Annotated in this window: 20 protein-coding genes; 13 read left to right on the plus strand and 7 right to left on the minus strand. The window is 63.3% G+C overall.

The features are described 5' to 3' along the window. Positions 1 to 62: 62 nt before the first annotated feature. Genes ACUXVH_RS02210 through ACUXVH_RS02220 form a run of 3 tightly spaced genes read left to right on the plus strand, consistent with a single transcriptional unit; the run spans position 63 to position 3,009 of the window. Positions 63 to 1,205: an ABC transporter ATP-binding protein gene (locus ACUXVH_RS02210; protein WP_041120308.1), complete on the plus strand. Its 1,143-nt coding sequence runs from the start codon at positions 63 to 65 to the stop codon at positions 1,203 to 1,205. Positions 1,206 to 1,240: 35 nt separating this feature from the next. Then, positions 1,241 to 2,122, plus strand: a complete 882-nt coding sequence (locus tag ACUXVH_RS02215; RefSeq protein ID WP_169892555.1) for an ABC transporter permease subunit — start codon at positions 1,241 to 1,243, stop codon at positions 2,120 to 2,122. Further along, positions 2,119 to 3,009, plus strand: a complete 891-nt coding sequence (locus tag ACUXVH_RS02220; RefSeq protein ID WP_011064095.1) for an ABC transporter permease subunit — start codon at positions 2,119 to 2,121, stop codon at positions 3,007 to 3,009. The genes ACUXVH_RS02215 and ACUXVH_RS02220 overlap by 4 nt, the downstream gene beginning before the upstream one ends. 148 nt (positions 3,010 to 3,157) lie before the next feature. Here the strand turns inward: ACUXVH_RS02220 and ACUXVH_RS02225 are convergent, their stop codons facing one another. Next, complete coding sequence (locus tag ACUXVH_RS02225) at positions 3,158 to 3,799, minus strand: HD domain-containing protein (RefSeq protein ID WP_065365064.1); 642 nt, start codon at positions 3,797 to 3,799, stop codon at positions 3,158 to 3,160. Between the two features lie 205 nt (positions 3,800 to 4,004). On the opposite strand from ACUXVH_RS02225, the gene ACUXVH_RS02230 reads away from it, so the two are divergent. After that, positions 4,005 to 4,973: a GlxA family transcriptional regulator gene (locus tag ACUXVH_RS02230; protein WP_065365065.1), complete on the plus strand. Its 969-nt coding sequence runs from the start codon at positions 4,005 to 4,007 to the stop codon at positions 4,971 to 4,973. 90 nt (positions 4,974 to 5,063) lie between these two features. On the opposite strand, the gene ACUXVH_RS02235 is transcribed toward ACUXVH_RS02230, so the two are convergent. Next, entirely contained in the window at positions 5,064 to 7,484 is a 2,421-nt protein-coding gene (locus ACUXVH_RS02235) for a penicillin acylase family protein (protein WP_065365066.1), read from the minus strand. 95 nt (positions 7,485 to 7,579) lie between these two features. Continuing rightward, positions 7,580 to 8,167, minus strand: coding sequence for a DUF6436 domain-containing protein (locus ACUXVH_RS02240; RefSeq protein WP_019093425.1), 588 nt, complete (start codon positions 8,165 to 8,167; stop codon positions 7,580 to 7,582). A gap of 110 nt (positions 8,168 to 8,277) precedes the next feature. On the opposite strand from ACUXVH_RS02240, the gene ACUXVH_RS02245 reads away from it, so the two are divergent. Then, complete coding sequence (locus tag ACUXVH_RS02245) at positions 8,278 to 9,216, plus strand: alpha/beta hydrolase (protein WP_065365067.1); 939 nt, start codon at positions 8,278 to 8,280, stop codon at positions 9,214 to 9,216. A 134-nt stretch (positions 9,217 to 9,350) separates the two neighbouring features. Here ACUXVH_RS02245 and ACUXVH_RS02250 read toward each other — a convergent pair whose 3' ends face one another. After that, positions 9,351 to 10,103: a DUF2059 domain-containing protein gene (locus ACUXVH_RS02250; protein WP_011064089.1), complete on the minus strand. Its 753-nt coding sequence runs from the start codon at positions 10,101 to 10,103 to the stop codon at positions 9,351 to 9,353. 161 nt (positions 10,104 to 10,264) lie between these two features. Between ACUXVH_RS02250 and ACUXVH_RS02255 the strand changes: the two genes are divergently transcribed. After that, the gene (locus ACUXVH_RS02255; protein WP_011064088.1) at positions 10,265 to 10,897 is read left to right on the plus strand and encodes a 2OG-Fe(II) oxygenase; all 633 of its coding nucleotides are present in this window, start codon (positions 10,265 to 10,267) and stop codon (positions 10,895 to 10,897) included. A 2-nt stretch (positions 10,898 to 10,899) separates the two neighbouring features. Continuing rightward, positions 10,900 to 11,388, plus strand: a complete 489-nt coding sequence (locus tag ACUXVH_RS02260) for a DUF523 domain-containing protein (protein WP_011064087.1) — start codon at positions 10,900 to 10,902, stop codon at positions 11,386 to 11,388. 149 nt (positions 11,389 to 11,537) lie between these two features. On the opposite strand, the gene ACUXVH_RS02265 is transcribed toward ACUXVH_RS02260, so the two are convergent. Continuing rightward, on the minus strand, positions 11,538 to 12,323 hold the full coding sequence (locus tag ACUXVH_RS02265; RefSeq protein ID WP_065365068.1) for a transporter substrate-binding domain-containing protein: 786 nt from the start codon (positions 12,321 to 12,323) through the stop codon (positions 11,538 to 11,540). Between the two features lie 132 nt (positions 12,324 to 12,455). On the opposite strand from ACUXVH_RS02265, the gene ACUXVH_RS02270 reads away from it, so the two are divergent. Continuing rightward, positions 12,456 to 12,893: a DUF4399 domain-containing protein gene (locus ACUXVH_RS02270; RefSeq protein ID WP_011064085.1), complete on the plus strand. Its 438-nt coding sequence runs from the start codon at positions 12,456 to 12,458 to the stop codon at positions 12,891 to 12,893. 60 nt (positions 12,894 to 12,953) lie between these two features. On the opposite strand, the gene serA is transcribed toward ACUXVH_RS02270, so the two are convergent. Beyond that, positions 12,954 to 14,183, minus strand: coding sequence for a phosphoglycerate dehydrogenase (gene serA / locus ACUXVH_RS02275; protein ID WP_011064084.1), 1,230 nt, complete (start codon positions 14,181 to 14,183; stop codon positions 12,954 to 12,956). Positions 14,184 to 14,387: 204 nt separating this feature from the next. Between serA and ACUXVH_RS02280 the strand changes: the two genes are divergently transcribed. The 4 genes from ACUXVH_RS02280 (at position 14,388) to ACUXVH_RS02295 (ending at position 18,589) form a co-directional block, all read left to right on the plus strand. Beyond that, positions 14,388 to 15,782: an FAD-binding oxidoreductase gene (locus ACUXVH_RS02280; RefSeq protein WP_065365070.1), complete on the plus strand. Its 1,395-nt coding sequence runs from the start codon at positions 14,388 to 14,390 to the stop codon at positions 15,780 to 15,782. A gap of 43 nt (positions 15,783 to 15,825) precedes the next feature. Next, complete coding sequence (locus ACUXVH_RS02285; RefSeq protein ID WP_011064082.1) at positions 15,826 to 16,491, plus strand: fumarylacetoacetate hydrolase family protein; 666 nt, start codon at positions 15,826 to 15,828, stop codon at positions 16,489 to 16,491. Positions 16,492 to 16,655: 164 nt separating this feature from the next. After that, a complete protein-coding gene (locus ACUXVH_RS02290) occupies positions 16,656 to 17,582 on the plus strand; it encodes an SdiA-regulated domain-containing protein (RefSeq protein ID WP_065365071.1) in 927 nt (308 codons plus the stop codon). Positions 17,583 to 17,683: 101 nt separating this feature from the next. Further along, complete coding sequence (locus tag ACUXVH_RS02295; protein ID WP_065365072.1) at positions 17,684 to 18,589, plus strand: SdiA-regulated domain-containing protein; 906 nt, start codon at positions 17,684 to 17,686, stop codon at positions 18,587 to 18,589. A gap of 73 nt (positions 18,590 to 18,662) precedes the next feature. Here the strand turns inward: ACUXVH_RS02295 and rpiA are convergent, their stop codons facing one another. Then, on the minus strand, positions 18,663 to 19,334 hold the full coding sequence (rpiA, locus tag ACUXVH_RS02300) for a ribose-5-phosphate isomerase RpiA (RefSeq protein ID WP_016963479.1): 672 nt from the start codon (positions 19,332 to 19,334) through the stop codon (positions 18,663 to 18,665). Between the two features lie 202 nt (positions 19,335 to 19,536). On the opposite strand from rpiA, the gene ilvA reads away from it, so the two are divergent. Then, positions 19,537 to 21,051: a threonine ammonia-lyase, biosynthetic gene (ilvA, locus tag ACUXVH_RS02305; RefSeq protein ID WP_011064078.1), complete on the plus strand. Its 1,515-nt coding sequence runs from the start codon at positions 19,537 to 19,539 to the stop codon at positions 21,049 to 21,051. Positions 21,052 to 21,084: the final 33 nt, after the last annotated feature.

Raw genomic sequence — 21,084 nt, forward strand, 5'->3', positions numbered from 1 at the left:
CTCAAACTATCCAAGGTCCGCCCGCATGGGGCGGGCTGCAAATTTTGTTGGGAGTTTCGCAAATGGCAGTTGCCTCCGGCGCCTATAAGAAAGCCCTCGAGGGCGACCAGACACCTAAGCAGGTGCTGGTCAAAATCGACCGGGTCACGAAGAAGTTCGACGAGACGGTTGCCGTGGACGATGTGTCCCTGGAAATCAAGAAGGGCGAGATCTTCGCCCTGCTCGGCGGTTCGGGTTCAGGCAAGTCCACCTTGCTGCGGATGCTGGCCGGCTTCGAACGGCCAACGGAGGGGCGAATCTTCCTCGATGGTGTAGACATCACTGACATGCCGCCCTACGAGCGGCCGATCAACATGATGTTCCAGTCCTACGCCCTGTTCCCCCACATGACCGTGGCCCAGAACATCGCCTTCGGCCTCAAGCAGGACAAGATCCCTGCCGCCGAGATCGACGCCCGGGTGGCAGAGATGCTCAAGCTGGTGCAGATGAGCCAGTACGCCAAGCGCAAGCCGCACCAGCTCTCCGGCGGCCAGCGCCAGCGCGTGGCCCTGGCCCGTTCCTTGGCCAAGCGTCCCAAGCTGCTCTTGCTGGACGAGCCCATGGGCGCCCTGGACAAGAAGCTGCGCTCGCAGATGCAACTGGAACTGGTGGAGATCATCGAGCGCGTGGGCGTGACCTGCGTAATGGTGACCCACGACCAGGAAGAGGCCATGACCATGGCCGAACGCATCGCCATCATGCACCTGGGCTGGATCGCCCAGATCGGCAGCCCGATCGACATCTACGAGACCCCGGTCAGCCGCCTGGTCTGCGAATTCATCGGCAACGTCAACATCTTCGAGGGTGAAGTGGTGGACGATGCCGAGGGCCACGCGCTGATCACCTGCAAGGACCTGGACCGCAGCATCTATGTCGGCCACGGCATCAGCACTTCGGTGCAGGACAAATCGGTGACCTACGCGATCCGCCCGGAAAAGCTCCTGGTGACTGCCGAGATGCCGACCTGCGAGTACAACTGGTCCAGCGGCAAGGTCCACGACATTGCCTACCTGGGCGGCCACTCGGTGTTCTACGTCGAGCTGCCGAGCGGCAAACTGGTGCAATCCTTCGTCGCCAACGCCGAGCGCCGTGGTGCGCGGCCGACCTGGGGTGACCAGGTCTACGTCTGGTGGGAAGACGACAGCGGCGTGGTACTGCGCTCATGAACATGCGAAAGCTCAAGCGCCGACTCAATCGAATAATTCCCGGTGGCCGTCAGCTGGTCATCGGGGTTCCGTTCATCTGGCTGTTCCTGTTCTTCATGCTGCCGTTCTTCATCGTCTTGAAGATCAGCTTCGCCGAAGCGGACGTGGCCATTCCGCCGTACACCGAGATCTACAGCTACGTCGACCAGAAGCTGCAGTTGCTGCTGAACCTGGGCAACTACGCGATGCTCGGCGACGACGAACTCTATATCGCCGCCTACCTCGGTTCGCTGAAGATGGCGTTCTTCAGCACCATCCTCTGCCTGCTGATCGGCTACCCGATGGCCTACGCCATCGCCAGTGCCCGCAAGGAATTGCAGACGGTGCTGGTGCTGCTGATCATGATGCCGACCTGGACCGCGATCCTGATCCGCGTCTATGCCTGGATGGGCATCCTCAGCAACAACGGCCTGCTCAATGGCTTCCTGATGTCCATGGGCTGGATCAACGAGCCGCTGCAGATCCTCAACACCAACATCGCGGTGTATATCGGTGTGGTCTATTCCTACCTGCCGTTCATGATCCTGCCGCTGTACGCGAACCTGGTGAAACACGACACCAGCCTGCTGGAGGCCGCGGCCGACCTGGGTTCGAGTACCTTCAACAGCTTCTGGAAAATCACCGTGCCGCTGTCCAAGAACGGCATCATCGCCGGCTGCATGCTGGTGTTCATCCCGGTGGTGGGTGAGTTCGTGATTCCGGAACTGCTGGGCGGTCCGGAAACCCTGATGATCGGCAAGGTGCTGTGGCAAGAGTTCTTCAACAACCGTGACTGGCCAGTGGCATCCGCCCTGGCGGTGGTGATGCTGGCGATCCTGATTGTGCCGATCATCCTGTTCAACCGCAGTCAGGCCAAGGAAATGGAGGGCAAGGAATGAAGCGCTTCAGTTTCTCCAGCCTGATGCTGGTGCTCGGCCTGTTGTTCATCTACCTGCCGATGCTGATCCTGGTGATCTACTCGTTCAACGCTTCCAAGCTGGTGACGGTGTGGGGCGGCTGGTCAATCAAGTGGTACATCGGCCTGCTGGATAACCAGCAACTGATGGGCTCGGTGATGCGCTCCCTGGAAATCGCCTGCTACACCGCTGTAGCGGCGGTGGCACTGGGCACCCTGGCGGCGTTCGTGCTGACCCGGATCACCCGCTTCAAGGGCCGTACCCTGTTCGGTGGCCTGGTCACCGCGCCGCTGGTAATGCCGGAAGTGATCACCGGTCTTTCCTTGCTGCTGCTGTTCGTGGCCATGGCCCAGGCGGTCGGCTGGCCTCAGGAGCGCGGCATCGTCACCATCTGGATCGCCCACACCACGTTCTGCGCCGCCTATGTGGCTGTGGTGGTGTCGGCCCGCCTGCGTGAGCTGGACCTGTCCATCGAAGAGGCGGCCATGGACCTGGGCGCGCGGCCGTGGAAGGTGTTCTTCCTGATCACCATCCCGATGATCGCGCCTTCGCTGGCGGCGGGCGGCATGATGTCCTTCGCCCTGTCCCTGGATGACCTGGTACTGGCCAGCTTCGTCTCCGGCCCGGGTTCCACCACCTTGCCGATGGAAGTGTTCTCGGCGGTGCGCCTGGGGGTGAAGCCGGAGATCAACGCCGTGGCCAGCCTGATCCTGCTGGCGGTGTCCCTGGTGACCTTCCTGGTCTGGTTCTTCAGCCGGCGCGCCGAAGAAGCCCGCAAGCGGGCGATCCAGCAGGCCATCGAGGAAAGCGCTGCCGACTCCTGGAAACAGCCGGACGTGCGTCGGGCCCAGGCGCCGGAAACCGCCTGAGTTGCGGTTGTGTCATCAAAAAACCTCGCCCCGGTTTCCGGGAGCGAGGTTTTTTATTGGCCCTTGCCGGGGCAAGCACCCTCCACAAGCGGATTGGGCTTGCGGGTCTCTTCGCTGGCCAGCCAGCTCCTGCAGCGCTGGTGATGGGTCAGGATTGCCAGGGTGAACGGCGAATCACCTCGACGAAATTCAACGCCTTGAACCCTGGCTGCTGGTCGGCCAGGACGTCGGTCTTGACGTTGCCGAAGGTGGTTTGCGGGCGATGGCGCAGGCCGTCGGCGAAGGCGCAGATGATGCATTCCTTGAAGCCTTCACCGCGCGGGTGGGCGTGGACCACGGCTTCACGCTGGGCCGCGGGGAACGCGGCGTAGTCGATGCCTAGCACATCCATCTCGACCCCGGCGGTGACCAGGGCCACGGTAGGGCGCAGGTGCTGGGGGATGCCTGGGGTGGTGTGCAAGGCGATGGACAGCCAGACCTGCTCGATATCGTCGGCGCTGAGGCCGTAGGGCTGGAGAAAGTCGCGTGCGGCGTTGGCGCCGTCGACTTCGAAGCGCTGGTCGGCGCTGCGCAGGCCCTCCACCAACCCCAGGTCGTGGAACATGGCGCCGACGTAGAGCAACTGCGGGTCGTAAGCCAGCTGCCGGCGTTCGCCGCTCAGGGCGCCGAACAGGAACACCCGGCGCGAGTGGTGATAAAGCAGGTCGGATTCGACATCGCGGATGTACTCGGTGGTGGCCCGGGCCAGGGCGCTGTCGGGTATCTGGATCCCGGCGATGGTGGAGCTCATGGGGCGTTCCTCGTGGCGGGCGCCGTTCTGGCGCTGGAGCCTTCAGTCTGTTACCGGCCCTTTCGGCCCACAATCGCACCGGGGCTGCGATCCCGGCCAACCTGCGTGCATTTCCTGCCAGTGCTATGTTCCCCCGAGCTTTGCTTGCGACAATTGCCCGCCGCTCGGGGTTGCCGGGCGCGGGTCATAGAGGGCTGTTTGCACCATGGGTAGAAGCGTTGCCGTGCTGGTTTTTCCGGGTGTCCAGGCCCTCGATGTCACCGGGCCCATGGATGTGTTTTGCGAAGCCAACCGGTTTCTGCCGGCCGAGGATCACTACCGCTTGCGGGTGATTGGCGTCGAGGCTGGGGCGCAGGCCTGTTCCAATGGCCTGCTGTTACACGCCCATTGTTCCTTCACCCAGGCCCTGGAGCCCTTTGACCTGTTGCTGGTGGCAGGCGGCCCGCAGGTGCCTGGCAGCCAGTTCAGCCCGGCCTTCTACGCCTGGCTGCGCGAGGCCTGCGCCCGGGCCAAGGGCTTCGGCTCGATCTGCAACGGCGCGTTCATCCTGGCCCGGGCCGGGTTGCTGGAAGGGCGCACGGTGACCACCCACTGGAGCGATGCGCCGGCGCTGGCTGCGCTGTGCCCTGGCACCCGGGTCGAGGCTGATCGACTGTACGTCCAGGACGGCAGGCTGTTCACTTCGGCGGGGGTCACCGCCGGCATCGACCTGTCGCTGTACCTGCTGGCCCAGGATCATGGTGCGGGGGTGGCCCTGAGCGTAGCCAAGCGTCTGGTGGTGTTCACCCAGCGCACGGGGGGGCAGTCGCAGTTCAGCCCGTTTCTGTTGCCCCAGGCCGAGACCACCTCCACCGTGGCTCGGGTCCAGCAGCATGTGCAGGACCGGTTGCAGGCGGACCTGAGCATTGCCGAGCTGGCCCGGGCGGTGAACATGAGCCCGCGCAATTTTGCCCGAGTGTTCGTTCGAGAAGCGGGGGTGACTCCGGCGGAATTTGTCGAAGGCGCGCGGATGGATGCGGCGCGGGGGATGCTCGAACGCAGCGCGGCGCCGCTCAAGACCGTGGCCTACGCCTGCGGTTTTCGCGATGCCCAGCACATGCGCAGCGTGTTCAACCGGCGCCTGGGGCTGACCCCGCAACAGTTCCGCCTGAACTTCAGCACCGTACCCTTGTAGGAGCCGGCTTGCCGGCGAAGGCGTCCTTCAGCGGAGTGCAGGGCTTGCTGGCCTCTTCGCTGGCCAGCTCGCTTCTACACCCGCCGCTGGTCAGGGCGCGGGGACCCGGGGGCGTGCCGGCAGCAGCTTCAGGGTGCTGCGGGTGTTGGCGGTGACTTCCTCGTCGCTGAAGTGCGCCTGCTGGTAGACCCCTTCGATATAGGCTTCGGCCTGATCGTCGTAGTGCTTGTCGAACAGCACGCCACTCTGGCCCACCGGGTTGATGGTCAGGCTGTGGGCCGGGTCGGCGAAGTCGATGATGCGCCGGGTCGAGGGCCCGTAGACTACTGACCAGGGCGCCGGGCCGATCTTGGCGGTGAGGTTGTTCGGCACCTCGTGGCTACCGGGGGCGTCCAGGGGGCCGACGTTGAACAGCCGGTCCAGGGGCTTCTGCATGCCCAGCGGGTGGCCGTGGGTCAGCGTGTGGGCCTGGCCCCAGCGCCATTGCGCCGGGTTGGCGCCCAGGGTCAGGCGCAGGTGGTCGATACTGGCGCGCCAGGCCAGCTTGACCGTGTCGGCGCGGCTTTCGCGCTGGGGCGTGGTGCGGTTGTCCCACCAGGGCGAATCGGGGTCCGCCGCCAGCCGGGGCAGGGCGGCGTCCACCACCCGGGCCTGGATCAGGGCGTCGAAATAGGCGTCGCCGAGTTTTTCATGGAAAGTGGCATCGGCCAGGTTGAACAGGAACTGGTTGAACAGCGTCGCGCTGGTGGATTCCAGCGGATAGTCGCCCTGCCATTTCGCCAGTTGCTCCACCAGCTTCAGTTCCTCGGGGTCGCTGACCACTTCACGCAACACCGGCAACAGCGGCGCCAGCAGGCGCGGCCCGTAGGCGGTGGTGGTGCCCAACTGCAGTTTCTGGGTGTTCTCCAGGTCCCATTTCTGGCTCTTGTCGCTGAGCTGCCGATCCAGTTGCTGACCACGGTCGGCCAGGTTGTAGTAGCCGGGGATCTCCATGCCGGTGGGGGATACCGGCTGGAAGTTGGCCGAGACGATATAGCCCCGGGCCGGGTTCTCTTCCTGGGGGTTGGCGCTGAAGGGGTAGAAGCCTTCCTTGTCCGCCAGGCTGGTGCTGCCATCGAGGATGAAGGCCGGCTTGGCCCCCGCCGGGCGCTTGGGCAGGAGCGCCGCCGCCCACCAGCCGATGTCGCCCTTGGCGTTGGCCCAGACGATGTTCAGGCCCGGTGCATGGACCTTGGCGGCCGCAGCGCGGACCTTGGCCAGGGTGTCTGCGCGGTTGAGCTGGTAGAAGCCGTCGAGGATCGGGTTCGGGGTTTCCAGGAAACCCCACCACATGGCGATCGGCGCCTTGCCCACAGTGGTACCGAGCATGTCGTTGATGATCGGGCCGTGGGGCGACTGGCGTAGGGTCAGGGTCACCGGGGCCTGGCCCTTGACGGCGATCTGCTGCTCGCTGGTGATCAGGTCCACCCACTTGTCGTGGAACCAGACCTGATTGGGGTTCTCCGGGTTGACCTTTTCGGCGATCAGGTCGAGGTCATCGTTCTGGAACATGGTCAGGCTCCAGCCGAAGTCCAGGTTGTGGCCGAGAAAGGCGAAGGGCACCAGGGCCTGGTGATGACCGTAGAGTTCAAAGCCCGGGGCCGAGAGCTGGGCCTCGTACCACACCGACGGCAGCGAGTAGCGGATATGCGGGTCGCCGGCCAGCAGCGCGCGGCCGCTCTTGGTCCGCGAGCCGGAAACCACCCAGGCATTGCTGCCCTCGAATTGCGGCAGCCCGGCTTCTTCCAGGGCTTGCTGGCTCAGGCGGGCGATCCGGCCCAGGCCCTGCCAGTCGACGGCGGCCAGTGGCATTGAAGGTTGGGTCTTGCCCTTGGCCAGCACGCCCTTGGGCTGCCAGTCGAGGTCGAACACCTTCAGGTAGTCATTGCCCAGCTCGTCGCGGATGTAGGTCAGCAGCGGCTCGGTGCGAAAGGCCATGGCAAAGCTGTAGGCCATGAAACCGGCGACGCTGACGGTGTCTTCTGCGGTGAAAGGCCGCTTGTGGATGCCCAGGACGTCGAACTCGATGGGGCTGACGTGGCTGTCCTGATACTGGTTGATGCCGTCCAGATAGGCCTCCAGGGCCTTCCAGGCGGGTGACTGATGGTCGAGCCCGGCGATATAGCTGTCGGCCCGTTCGCGAATCCGCAGGCTGCGGAACAGTTTGTCGGTGTCCACCAGCTTGGGCCCCAGCACCTCTGCCAGCTCGCCCCGGGACAGGCGCCGCAGCACTTCCATCTGGAACAGCCGGTCCTGGGCGTGCACGTAGCCCAGGGCGCGGTACAGGTCGGCTTCGTTTTCGGCGCGAATGTGCGGCACCCCGCGTTCGTCGTAACGCACGGTGACCGAGCCTTGCAGGCCATTGAGCTCGACCTGGCCCTGACGCGTCGGCTGCTTGCTGTACAGGTAGCCGGCAAGCCCTGCCAGCAGGGCGAGGATCAGTACGGCGACGACGGTCAGGCTGCGTTTCATGCGGGCTCCTTGCTGTTGTTGTATTCAATGCCGCCTTGGGAGAGCTGCAGAGATTTAGCACAAGTCAGGGGCCCCGCGCAGGAGGCAGTCCTTGATTAGTCGCGAATGCCTTGTTCGGCCGGCCAGGGGCAGTAGCAGCCGATGGCCAGGGTGTGGGTGGCGCTGACCGGGCGATTGTCCTCAAGGGCCTGGAGGATGGGCTCGATGAAGCTGTTGCTGGAATTGCAGGTCAGGCCTTCGCTGTAGGGGCCGAAGTAGGCCAGCTTGCCGTTGCGGTCCCAGATCGCCACTGCCGGGCTGGCGGGGATCTGTTCCGCTCCGGGCAGGCTGTCGAGGTGCTTCAGGCGGCTCAGGGTGGCGGGTAGCTGGCCGTGGCTGCCGGGCTTCTGTACGGCATAGAACTCCACGCCCCGCGGGCCATAGGTTTCGATCAGCTCGGCCAGGTGCTGCTGGTTACCGACATTGCAGGGGCAGGCCGGGTCCCAGAAATGCACCAGGCGGATCGCCCCGGGGCCGGCCAGTTCGGCGGGCAGTTGCAACGGGTCGCCGGAGAACATCGCGGTGTGCTCGCTGAACGCCCGCAGATAGCGGCCCTGGAACCATTCGTAGGCGTTCCACAACACCACGGCGCAGATCAGGACGAGCAGGCTGGCAAGCAGGGGCGTGCGGTAAGACTGGCGCATTAAGATCGGTCCTCGAAGGTCGCGTAGCTTGCCATGCTTGCCGCGACAGATGAATATCGCAGGCCCAGAAAGCCCGTTTTGTCGCCGGTACCCCCGCTTTGGAATTCTCTATGCCCGCCACTTTCGACCCCGACCACCTGCGTGCCAGCCTGCAACCTCTGGTCGCCGGGGAGCCTTTGTCGGTGGAGGGGCAGGCCTACCAGCGCTTCTATGGGCTGGATTTCGCCGGGCGGGCGCTGGTGCCGCGCAGCCGCCTGGGGCGTTTCCAGGTGGACGGCTACGACGTGGTGAGCCAGGTCTGGTGGCCGGAGCAGCCACGGGCCACGCTGTTTCTGTTCCACGGCTTCTACGACCACATGGGCTTGTACCGGCATGTGATCGAGTGGGCGCTGCAACGGCGTTTCGTGGTGATTTCCTGCGACCTGCCCGGGCACGGCCTTTCCAGTGGCGAGCGGGCCAGTATCGATGATTTCGCGGTGTACCAGCGGGTGCTGCAAGGCCTGTTCGCCGAGGCCCGGTCCCTGGAACTCCCCGAGCCCTGGCACCTGTTCGGGCAAAGCACCGGCGGCGCGATCATCATGGACCACCTGCTCAACCAGGGCGCCGAGAGCCCGGCCCAGGGGCAGGTGATGCTGCTCTCGCCGCTGGTGCGGCCGCGGGCCTGGGGCTGGTCGATGCTCAGTTATTACGCGCTGCGGCCCTTCGTCACCGGCATTGCCCGGCGCTTCAGTGAAAACTCCAACGACCCGGATTTCCTCGCGTTCCTGCAGGTCGACCCGTTGCAGCCGCAACGCTTGCCGACGGCCTGGGTGGGAGCGCTGTCGCGCTGGATCAAGTGCCTGGAGGCGGCGCCCCGCAGCTCCAGGCAGCCGTTGATCGTTCAGGGGGATGCGGACATGACCGTGGACTGGCAGCACAATCTGCAGGTGATTCGTGGCAAGTTCGCCGCGCCCGAGCTATTGATGCTGCCCGATGCGCGGCACCATCTGGCCAATGAAATCCCGTTGTATCGCGATCAGTACTTCGCCTTTCTGACCCAGCACCTCTAAAGATTGGTGCAGCCGCTGCCGCAGGCTGCGAACGGCCCGAAGGGACGCAAGAGCCCAAGGCTACTGCAGGCTCGTCAGGCGATTGCCAGGCAAGGGCCTGCGGGCTCGGCAGCGGTCACAGGCGAGTTGCCGGGTTAGGGGGCGAGGCTGGAAGTGCTCTGGCCGACCGCCAGGCCTGCGCGAATCGCTGCCAGGGCGGCCTGGTAGTAGGCCTTGCCTTCGCTGGATTCGGCGAAGGTGGCGAACTCTTCCAGCTCCGTGTCGGACAGATCCCGATAGACGTACAGCAAGGTGTTGTTCAGGTCGTTGCCGATCTGCTGCATCAGCCGCTGGCGCTGGCCGTTGAGCATGCCCTGGGCCTGGCCGCCCCCCAGCAGGCCGGGAATCATCTGGCTCAGGCTGTCGGCGGCGACACCGGCAATCGCCAGGCTCACCTCTGCACCCGCTTCCCGGGCCGGCAGGGCCTGGGCCAGGTGGCCGATGATCAACTGGCGGTTGTCGCTGGCCTGCATCTTCGGCAGGCCTTGGGCGTTCTTGGCCAGCTGGTCGCGGCGGGTCGCCAGCAGTTCGGCGGCGACGATCTTGCGGCCCAGGGGCGACTGGAAGAAGGCCAGGGCCGGTGCGGGGTCCGCCAGGTTCTGCCGCAGTTGGGCCTCGGCGCGACGGTCCACGGCCTGGGGTGCGAAGCGCTGGTTGCTGTTGTCCACCAGGGCTTGATAGACCGCCGGCGGCAGGCTGCTCTGGTAGCGCTGCTGGGCGGCGCTGAGGGCATCGTTGAAATGCGCGCGCTGTTGCGCCCAACCGGCGACCTGGTACAACTGGTCGTGGCTGTCTGCCCAGGCAGGCAAGGCGCAGAAGATCAACAGTGAGAAAAGCAAACGGCGCATAAGGACTCCTGTCAGCAGGCGACTATTCTCCGGGGCAAGAGGGTGGTTGTCGAGAATTCGTATCAGCATCCCTCGGCAAACCGATGATGTGTAAGCCCATTGAAAAAAATGCTTCATCCTCCGCTCTGCGGCTCTGTCAGATTTTTCTGAGGCTGGATACTATGCGCGCCATGCAAATACCCTCTGATCATCCGCTGTTGTTGAACATTGTCGACGACCTGGCCGCCTGTGGCTGGTCGCAGCAAAATGTCTTCCTGTCCGAGGCTCTGACCCTCGAACTGGCGGCTGAGTGCCGTAAACGTGCGGCTGAAGGTGAACTGGCGCCGGCGGCGGTAGGACGCGGGCCGGCCCAGGAGATCCGCGAGGGTATACGCGGCGACCATATCCAGTGGCTCGAGCCCGGTCAGGCCCAGGCCTGCGATAGCTACCTGGAACTGATGGACAGCCTGCGCGAGGCTCTGAACCGAGGCCTGTTCCTCGGGCTTGAAGATTTCGAATGCCATTTCGCGATGTACCCGCCGGGAGCCTTCTACAAGCGCCACGTGGATCGCTTTCGCGATGACGACCGGCGCATGGTCTCGGCGGTGGTCTACCTCAATGAGGAGTGGCTGCCTGAGCAGGGCGGGCAATTGCGCATGTACCTCAATGACCGGGGGCAATACGATGTAGTCCCTGTCGGGGGGCGGCTGGTGGTGTTTCTTTCCGGCGAAGTCCCCCATGAAGTCATGCCTGCGACCCGGGAACGCCTGTCCCTGACCGGCTGGTTCCGGCGCCGTGGTAACGAGCCGTTCTGAATATGCACAAGATCCTGGTCAGCCGCTGCCTGTTGGGCCACCGCGTACGCTATGACGGCGGTGCCAGCGGCCCGTTCGATCAACTGGCCGCCTGGCAGCAAGAGGGACGAGTGGTTGCCTTGTGTCCGGAGGTTGCTGGTGGTTTGCCCACGCCACGGGCGCCGGCGGAGATCCCCGGCGGGCAGGGTGTCGATGTGCTCGAGGGGCGGGCACCGGTGATGACCTGCGAAGGTGAAGATGTCAGCGCCCAGTTCCTGGCTGGCGCCCGCCAGGCCCTGGAGCTGGTGGAAAAGCACCGGATCCGCGTTGCCGTGCTCAAGGCCCACAGCCCATCCTGCGGCAACCTGCTGACCTATGACGGCAGCTTCAGCGGGGTCAAGGTTTCGGGGGAGGGCGTCACCGCCGCGTTGCTCAAGCAGCACGGGGTGCAAGTCTTCAGCGAGCTGCAACTGCCCGAGGCCGCCAGCGCCCTGGCCGCATTGTCCTCGTAGCCGCTGCCGAGCTTTAGCGAGGCTGCGAAAAGGCCCTAAGGGCCTTGCTTGACGATTTCCCGCCGACCTCTGGCGGCCATGAAGCCCCTGGGTCCCTTCGGGCCGTTCGCAGGCTGCGGCTACAGGTCAATCCAGGCAGCTTGTGTCGTTTACTGCCCGGCTTCGGCCTTCGGCGGTTTGCTCGCGTCCATGCCGAACCATTTCTCCGACAGGGCCATCAGGCGCCCGTCGGCCTTGATCCGCTGCAAGGCGCTGTCCAGGCTCGCGCGAAACGCCGGGTTACCTTTCTGGAAGGGGATCGCCAGGCTCAGGGTCGGTCCGACCTTGGCGCCTTCCTTCACCGGCAGGCGGCTGTCGCGAATGGCGTAGGGAATCAGCAGGCGATCGCTGATGGCAGCGTCGATCTGCTTGTCCGCCACGTCCCTGATCGGCTGCTGGGCATCGGCGTAGCTGCGCAGGTTGATCCCTTCCACAGTCCGCGCCTGATCGACGAACTGGCTGCCCTGGGCCACCCCCAGCGCCTGGCCGCGCAGGGCCTGCAGGGAAAACAGCGGACGCTGCTCTTCCTTGCGCACAATCAACTGCGCACTGGAATAACTGTAGGGTTCGCTGAAATCGAAACGATCCTTGAGTTCCGGGGTCATTGCTATGTGGTTGATCGCCACGTCGAACTTGCCGCTTTCCACTCCCGGGAGCAGTTCGGCGGCCTTGGTCACCACGAAGTCCGCGCGTACGTCCAGTTCACTGGCCAGCAGTTGCCCCAACTCCACCTCGAAACCGGTGAGTTTGCCGTCGTCCTTGAAATTGAAGGGTGGTGTATCGGCTTCCAGGGCGATGCGCAGCTCGCCGCGGTCATTGATATCGTCCATCAGTTCGGCTTGAGCGCAAGTGCTCGCAAGGGGCAGCAAAAGTAACAGGCCAGGCAGGAAACGCATGGTCACTCCTTGAATTTATATGAGCGATGCGCCGTTCAGGCTCGCTTTGCTAAGGTGTTGAGTGCCTTCGACAACGAATTGCCACGAAGTTGTCATAACCGTAAAAGATTTGCGGAAAAACTGGAGAAGATAATGAAAATTTTTATGTCGCGTGCTGCTTTGGCCGGTCTGTTGCTGGGAACCTCGATGCTGGCCGGTGCAGCGGAAATTCCGCGTACCGAGGCACCTGCCGGCGCCAAGGTGACTATCGTTTCCCCGGCCGACGGGGCCACCGTGGACAAGACCTTCAAGGTCAAGTTCGGCGTTGAAGGCATCGCCCTGGCTCCGGCGGGCGATCAGACCGCCAACACCGGCCACCATCACCTGCTGATCGATGTCGATCAGTTGCCTGCCGAGAACCTGCCGATCCCGATGGACGCCAACCACCTGCACTTCGGCAAGGCCCAGACCGAAACCGAAGTGACCCTGACACCCGGCAAGCACACCCTGCAACTGGAACTGGGGGACAAGAACCACGTGCCTTTCAACCCGGTGATCGTTTCCAAGAAAATCACAGTAACAGTGAAATAATCGTAAACACGATAAAAAAGGGAGCCCAGAGGGCTCCCTTTTTTGTGCCGCAATCGAGGCTTAGAACAGCACGCGGCAACGGATGGTACCGTTGATGTGCTGCAGCTTCTCTTGCGCCAGGTCCGAGTACTCGGCGTCGACGTCGATCACCACGTAGCCGACCTTCTCGTTGGTCTGCAGGAACTGACCGGAGATGTTGATGCCGTTTTCGGCGAAGACCTTGTTGATCTCGCTCATTACGCCCGGAATGTTCTCGTGGATGTGCAGCAGACGGTGCTTGCCCGGGTGGGCCGGCAGCGCCACTTCAGGGAAGTTGACCGAGGACACCGAGGTACCGTTGTCGCTGTACTTGACCAGTTTTTCTGCCACTTCCAGGCCGATGTTGGCCTGGGCTTCAGCGGTGGAACCGCCGATGTGCGGGGTCAGGATCACGTTGTCCAGGCCGCGCAGCGGGCTTTCGAACTCTTCGTCGTTGGAGCGCGGCTCCACCGGGAATACGTCGATGGCCGCGCCGATCAGGTGCTTGTCCTTGATCGCGTCCGCCAGGGCGTCCAGCTCGACCACGGTGCCGCGGGCGGCGTTGATCAGGATGCCGCCCTTCTTGATGGCGCGGATTTCCTTCTCGCCGATCATCCACTGGGTGGCCGCGGTTTCCGGCACGTGCAGGGTGACGATGTCGGACATGCCCAGCAGTTCGTGCAGGTTGCCCACCTGGGTGGCGTTGCCCAGTGGCAGCTTGGTCACGGTGTCGTAGAAGAACACCTGCATCCCTAAGCCTTCGGCCAGGACCGACAACTGCGTACCAATGGAGCCGTAGCCGACGATACCCAGCTTCTTGCCACGGATTTCGAAGGAGTTGGCCGCGCTCTTGATCCAGCCGCCACGGTGGCAGGAAGCGTTTTTCTCGGGGATGCCGCGCAGCAGCAGGATGGCCTCGGCCAGCACCAGCTCGGCAACCGAACGGGTGTTGGAGTACGGCGCGTTGAACACCGCGATGCCGCGCTCGCGAGCGGCGGACAGGTCAACCTGGTTGGTACCGATGCAGAAGCAGCCCACTGCGACCAGTTTCTTCGCGTGGTCGAAGATCTCTTCGGTCAGTTGAGTGCGGGAGCGAATGCCGATGAAGTGTGCATCGGCGATCTTTTCCTTGAGCTGGGCTTCCGGCAGAGAACCGGTGAGGTACTCGATGCTGGTGTAGCCGGCGGCCTTGAGGACGTCGACAGCGGATTGGTGGACGCCTTCGAGGAGAAGGAACTTGATCTTGCTCTTATCGAGAGAAGTCTTGCTCATCTGCGTAAACCTGTGTCCCGGAGAAAAATGGCAGGGAAGTGGACAGCTTGAGCTGACCTGGGCGGCACTGGGCCGACACCGCAGAAAGGCCCTTGGGCACTCTCCTGCGGGGGCGGTATGCTAGCATACGCGCCCCGCTAAACACTCATTCCTGCGACGTGAAGCGTTCTCAGGATGACCATGAATTGTTCGAGAGTTCTGTCGATGACCAATCCTGCCCTGATTGATGAGCTGAAGACCCTGGTTGAGCCTGGCAAGGTGCTGACCGACGCTGACTCCCTGAATGCTTACGGCAAGGATTGGACCAAGCATTTCGCCCCGGCCCCGACAGCCATTGTGTTTCCGAAAACCATCGAGCAGGTCCAGGCCATTGTGCGCTGGGCCAATCAGCACAAGGTTGCGCTGGTGCCTTCGGGCGGTCGCACCGGGCTTTCGGCGGCAGCGGTGGCAGCCAACGGCGAGGTGGTGGTGTCCTTCGACTATATGAACCAGATCCTCGACCTGAACCTGACCGACCGCACCGCGGTGTGCCAGCCGGGCGTGGTCACCGAGCAGTTGCAGAACCTGGCGCAAGAAAACGGCCTGTACTACCCGGTGGATTTCGCTTCTGCAGGTTCCAGCCAGATTGGCGGCAATATCGGTACCAATGCCGGCGGAATCAAGGTCATTCGCTACGGCATGACCCGCAATTGGGTGGCTGGCATGAAGGTGGTCACCGGCAAGGGCGACCTGCTGGAGTTGAACAAGGACCTGATCAAGAACGCCACCGGCTATGACCTGCGCCAACTGTTCATCGGCGCCGAGGGCACCCTGGGCTTCGTGGTCGAGGCCACCATGCGCCTGGACCGGGCACCGAAGAACCTCACGGCGATGGTCCTGGGCACCCCTGATTTCGACTCGATCATGCCCGTGTTGCACGCCTTCCAGGGCAAGCTGGATCTGACGGCCTTCGAGTTCTTCTCCGACAAGGCCCTGGCCAAGGTCCTGGCCCGTGGCGACGTACCGGCACCGTTCGAGTCCGACTGCCCGTTCTATGCGCTGCTGGAGTTCGAAGCCACCACCGAGGAAGTGGCCAACCACGCCCTGGAAACCTTCGAGCACTGTGTCGAGCAGGGCTGGGTGCTGGACGGCGTGATGAGCCAGAGCGAAACCCAGTTGCACAACCTGTGGAAGCTGCGCGAATACATCTCCGAGACCATTTCCCACTGGACGCCGTACAAGAACGACATTTCGGTCACTGTGTCGAAAGTCCCGGCCTTCCTTCAGGAAATCGACGCCATCGTCGGCAAGCATTACCCGGACTTCGAAATCGTCTGGTTCGGCCACATCGGCGACGGCAACCTGCACCTGAACATCCTCAAGCCGGACAACCTGAGCAAGGACGAGTTCTTTGCCAAGTGCGCGACGGTCAACAAGTGGGTGTTCGAGACGGTCGAGAAGTACAACGGCTCGATTTCCGCGGAACACGGCGTGGGCATGACCAAGCGTGATTACCTGACCTACAGCCGCTCGCCGGTGGAGATCGAGTACATGAAGGCGGTCAAGGCAGTGTTCGATCCGAACGGCATCATGAATCCGGGCAAGATCTTCGCGATCTGAAGCCGGGTAGTGTCCAGATAAAGCACACAAGCAGGAGTCGGTAATGAGCTATCAGCACCAGTATGTCGACGGTACCCGGATCCATTTTCCGGTGGGCAAGGTGGTGTGCATCGGTCGCAACTACGCCGAGCACGCCAAGGAGCTGGACAACCCGGTACCTACCGAACCCCTGCTGTTTATCAAGCCGGGCAGTTGTGTGGTGCCCCTGGAAGGTGGGTTCGCCATTCCCACCGAGCGTGGTTCGGTGCACTACGAAGCGGAAATCGCGGTGTTGATCGGCAAGCCGCTCTCCACCAAACCCAGCCGCGAAGAAGTGCTGGATGCCATTTCCGGCTTTGCCCCGGCACTGGACCTGACCCTGCGGGACAAGCAGGCCGAACTCAAAGCCAAGGGCCTGCCCTGGGAAATCGCCAAGTCGTTCGACGGCGCGGCGGTGATCGCGCCCTTTGTGGTGGGCAGTACTTTCGCCGACCTGACCGACATCGGCATCCGCCTGACCATCAACGGTGAAGTACGCCAGGACGGCAACAGCGCCATCATGCTCAACCCCATAGTGCCGATGATCCAGTACATGGCCGGTTGTTTCTCCCTGCAGGCCGGCGATGTGATCCTCACCGGCACGCCGGTCGGGGTTGGGCCGCTGAATGTCGGCGATGAGCTGGTGCTGGAGCTTCCCGGTGCCAGCCGTTTCACCAGCAGCGTCCGTTGATCCGAATCTTTCTGCGCTGGGCCCGGTAATCCAGGGCCCGGCGCAGAGAGATCACCGGCTTTAACCGTTTTTTCACATTTTTCCCGGATAATTCCGAAGCTTATGGTTCGCGGATCTGAAATCCTTGTGCTATTACCTTTGGCCGCGCTTCTGGAATCTGTGTGATGGACGCCCACCCTCTACCTAAACCTCGCCTCATCCGCCGCTTGCGATTGCGCATGCGCTGGTATTCCTGGCTGCTGTTGGCGGGCGTGATCTGCTATGGCGTAGCCAGCCTCATGCATTGGGATGACCGTGGGGCACTCTGGGTCCAGGAAGGTTTTGTCAGTACCGCCGAACGCAGCTCCAGTATCTGGCTGCCCAGCTACCGGGCGGTGATCGATGCCAAGGTCCTGCCAGGCATGGAGCGGGACGAAGCCTCCGATCTTTCCTATAACCCCCAGACCAAGACCCTGTTTTCGGTAATGGGCAAGCACCCATTCCTGGTGGAGCTGTCGCTGCAAGGCGACGTCCTGCGCAAGATGCCTCTGGTGGGCTGGAGCAACCCGGAAGGGGTTGCGGTCCTGGAGAATGGCCTGCTGGCAATTGTCGATGAGCGCGAGCATTCGCTGGTGATCGTCAAGGTCGATGCCAATACCCAGTCGCTGAATGTCGCGGACTTCCCCAAATACGACCTGGGCCCTTCGGCAGACCAGAACAAGGCATTCGAAGCCATTGCCTGGAACCCGCGCAAGCAACAGTTGCTGCTGGGGGAGGAGCGCCCGCCGGCGTTGTTTACCTGGAGCAGCGACGGTAGCCAGGTACTCAAGGGCGACAAGCAGAAGCTGGCCAGCGACGAACTCGACTTGCGCAACCTTTCGGCCCTGGGTATCGACCCGCGCACCGGCCATACCCTGGTGCTGTCAGCTGATTCCCATCTGTTGCTGGAACTGGACGAGCAGGGCGAACAGGTCAGCTTCATGGCCCTGCTCGGTGGCTTCAATGGCCTGGAAAAAACCATTCCCCGGGCCGAAGGGGTGGCCATGGATGAGGCCGGCAACCTGTACATGGTCAGCGAGCCCAACCTGTTCTATCGCTTCGAGAAGCAGTGAGTCCCGGCCTGGCACCCGAGCCGGGCCATTCAGGGCATTAAGCTTTAATTCAGGCGGCTGTGATATTTCATCAGCCTGTCCTGATTTCGAGCCTGCCCGCCATGTATCGCCTCACCCGCCTGCAACCCCTTTACCTGCTCCTCTGCCTGATGGCCGTGCTGTTGGCGGTGTTTGTCCATAACCACAGGTTGTGGCAGCGCGCCTGGTTCGATTGGCAATCCTACTGGCAGGTGGCGGCCCCCCAATCCCTGGGGTTGGGCGATTACCGTGTCGTGCTGGAGGCGCAGCCCATCGAGGGCCTGGATGAGGTCTCGGCGCTGACCTACGATCCACTGCGCAACAGCCTGTTCACCGTGACCAACAAGAATTCCGAACTGATCGAGCTGTCCCTGGACGGGCAGATCCTGCGCCGCATCGCTCTGGTGGGCTTTGGCGATCCGGAAGCGGTGGAGTTCATCAGTGCCAATACCTATGTGATTAGCGACGAGCGCCAGCACCGGCTGATCAAGATCCAGCTGGACGATGAAACCACGGCGGTGGATGCGGCAGAAGCCGAGCAGATCACCCTGGGCGTGCACCTTGCCGGCAACAAAGGCTTCGAGGGGCTGGCCTACGACTCCCAGGGCAAGCGCCTGTTCGTCGCCAAGGAACGCGACCCGATGCTGATCTATGAAGTGCAGGGCTTCCCCCACCAAGATCCGCAGCAGTCCTACGGGATGCATGTGGTGAACAACCCTAAGCGCGATGCCGGCCTGTTCGTGCGCGACCTCTCCAGCCTGCAATACGACGAGCGCAGTGGCCACCTGCTGGCACTGTCGGACGAGTCGCGGCTGGTGGTGGAGCTGGATGTCGAGGGGCGCCCGCTGAGTACCCTGGCCCTGGGCAAGTGGCGCCAGGGCCTGAGCAAGGCGGTGCCTCAGGCGGAAGGGATGGCCATGGATGACGCCGGCACCCTGTACCTGGTGAGCGAACCGAACCTGTTCTACGTCTTTAAGAAACCGATGTAGGAGCCGGCTGGCCAGCGAAGAGGCCTTCAAAGCCGCCTTCGCCCGCGCGCCGGCTCCTATCCCCGGGGCAGGCTCAGGCCTTGAGGGTCTTCACCCCTTCGGCGGTACCCAGCAGCAACACGTCAGCGGGGCGTGCAGCGAACAGGCCATTGGTGACCACGCCGACAATGGCATTGATCTGGCTTTCCAGTTCCACCGGATTGGTGATCTGCATGTTGTGCACATCGAGGATGATGTTGCCGTTGTCGGTGATCACGCCTTCGCGGTACACCGGGTCGCCGCCCAGTTTCACCAGTTCACGGGCCACGTGGCTGCGGGCCATGGGGATCACTTCCACGGGCAGCGGGAAGTTGCCCAGCACCGGCACCAGCTTGCTGGCGTCGGCGATGCAGATGAACGTCTTGGCCACGGCGGCGACGATCTTTTCCCGAGTCAGGGCGGCGCCGCCGCCCTTGATCAGGTTCAGGTGCTCGTCGCTTTCGTCGGCGCCGTCGATGTAGAACTCCAGGTCGCTCACGGTGTTGAGCTCGTAGACCGGAATCCCGTGGCCCTTGAGGCGGGCGGCGGTGGCTTCGGAACTGGCCACGGCGCCGTCGAAGGCGCCCTTGTGCAGGGCCAGGGCGTCGATGAAGCAGTTGGCGGTGGAGCCGGTGCCGACCCCGACGATGCTCTTGTCATCGAGTTTCGGGAGGATAAGGTCGACGGCGGCCTGGGCAACGGCCTGTTTGAGTTGATCCTGGGTCATGCGGGCTCCGAAGCGGGCAAGGGGGGCACAAAGGCCGGCATTATAGGCGCCGCGGCAGATCAGGTCATTGCCCGTTTGGCTAATCGGCCGGGCTTCAGAGAAGGCGAGGGGGCGGCTAAAACCTCTGTATTCGTGTGGTCGCCCGGGCAAACGCTGGGTTAGACTCCCTGGCCCTGCCCAACCCGCTCAGTGATGCTTTCCGATGCTCGAACAGTACGTCAAGAAGATCCTCACCTCGCGCGTTTATGACGTTGCCGTAGAAACCCCATTGCAGACTGCCCGCCAGCTCTCCGAGCGGCTGGGCAATCAGATCTGGCTCAAGCGTGAAGACTTGCAGCCGGTGTTCTCGTTCAAGATCCGTGGTGCCTACAACAAGCTGACCCAGCTCAGCGATGCCGAGCGCGCCCGCGGCGTGGTCACCGCGTCGGCGGGCAACCACGCCCAGGGCCTGGCCCTGGCGGCCAAGGTGCTGGGGGTCAAGGCCACTATCGTGATGCCCAAGACCACCCCCGAGATCAAGGTCGAGGGCGTGCGCTCCCGTGGCGGCAAGGTGGTGCTGCACGGCGATACCTTCCCTGAAGCGCTGGCCTACTCCCTGAAGCTGGTGGACGAGAAGGGCTACGTCTACATCCATCCCTACGATGATCCGCACACCATTGCCGGGCAGGGCACGGTGGCCATGGAGATTCTGCGCCAGCACCCCGGCCCGCTGGATGCGATCTTCGTTCCGGTCGGCGGCGGCGGCCTGATCGCCGGCATCGCGGCCTATGTGAAATACCTGCGCCCGGAGATCAAGGTCATCGGTGTCGAGCCGGACGACTCCAACTGCCTGCAGGCGGCCATGGCTGCCGGTGAGCGCGTGGTGCTGCCGACCGTGGGGATCTTCGCCGACGGCGTGGCGGTGGCGCAGATTGGCCAGCACACCTTCGACATCTGCAAGGATTATGTGGATGAAGTGATTACCGTCAGTACCGACGAGATCTGTGCGGCAATCAAGGATATCTACGACGATACCCGCTCGATCACCGAACCTGCCGGCGCCCTGGGCGTTGCCGGGATCAAGAAGTACGTCGAGCAGCGCGGTATCAGCGGGCAGACCCTGGTGGCCATCGACTCTGGGGCCAACGTCAACTTCGACCGCCTGCGCCACGTGGCCGAGCGCGCCGAGCTGGGCGAAGGCCGCGAAGCCATCATCGCCGTGACCATCCCCGAGAAGCCCGGCAGCTTCAAGGCCTTCTGCGAGGCGGTGGGCAAGCGCCAGATCACCGAATTCAACTACCGCTACAACACCGGCAGCGAGGCGCACATCTTCGTCGGCGTGCAGACCCACCCGGAAAACGATCCGCGCAGCGCCCTGATCGCCAGCCTGACCGAGCAGGGCTTTCCGGTGATCGACCTGACCGACAACGAACTGGCCAAGCTGCACATCCGCTACATGGTCGGCGGCCATGCCGAGAAGGTCAGCGACGAAGTGGTGCTGCGTTTCGAGTTCCCGGAGCGTCCGGGGGCGCTGTTCAACTTCCTCAACAAGCTGGGCGGGCGCTGGAATATCTCGATGTTCCACTACCGCAACCATGGTGCGGCGGATGGCCGGGTAGTCGCCGGCCTGCAAGTGCCGGCCGATGAACGTCACCTGGTGCCCGCGGCGCTGGAGCAGATCGGCTATCCGTACTGGGATGAAAGCGACAACCCGGCCTACCAGCTGTTCCTCGGCTGAACGACTACGCTGAGGATCGGAGCCTTAAGGAAG

It is taken from the genome of Pseudomonas sp. 8(2025), from assembly GCF_052665325.1.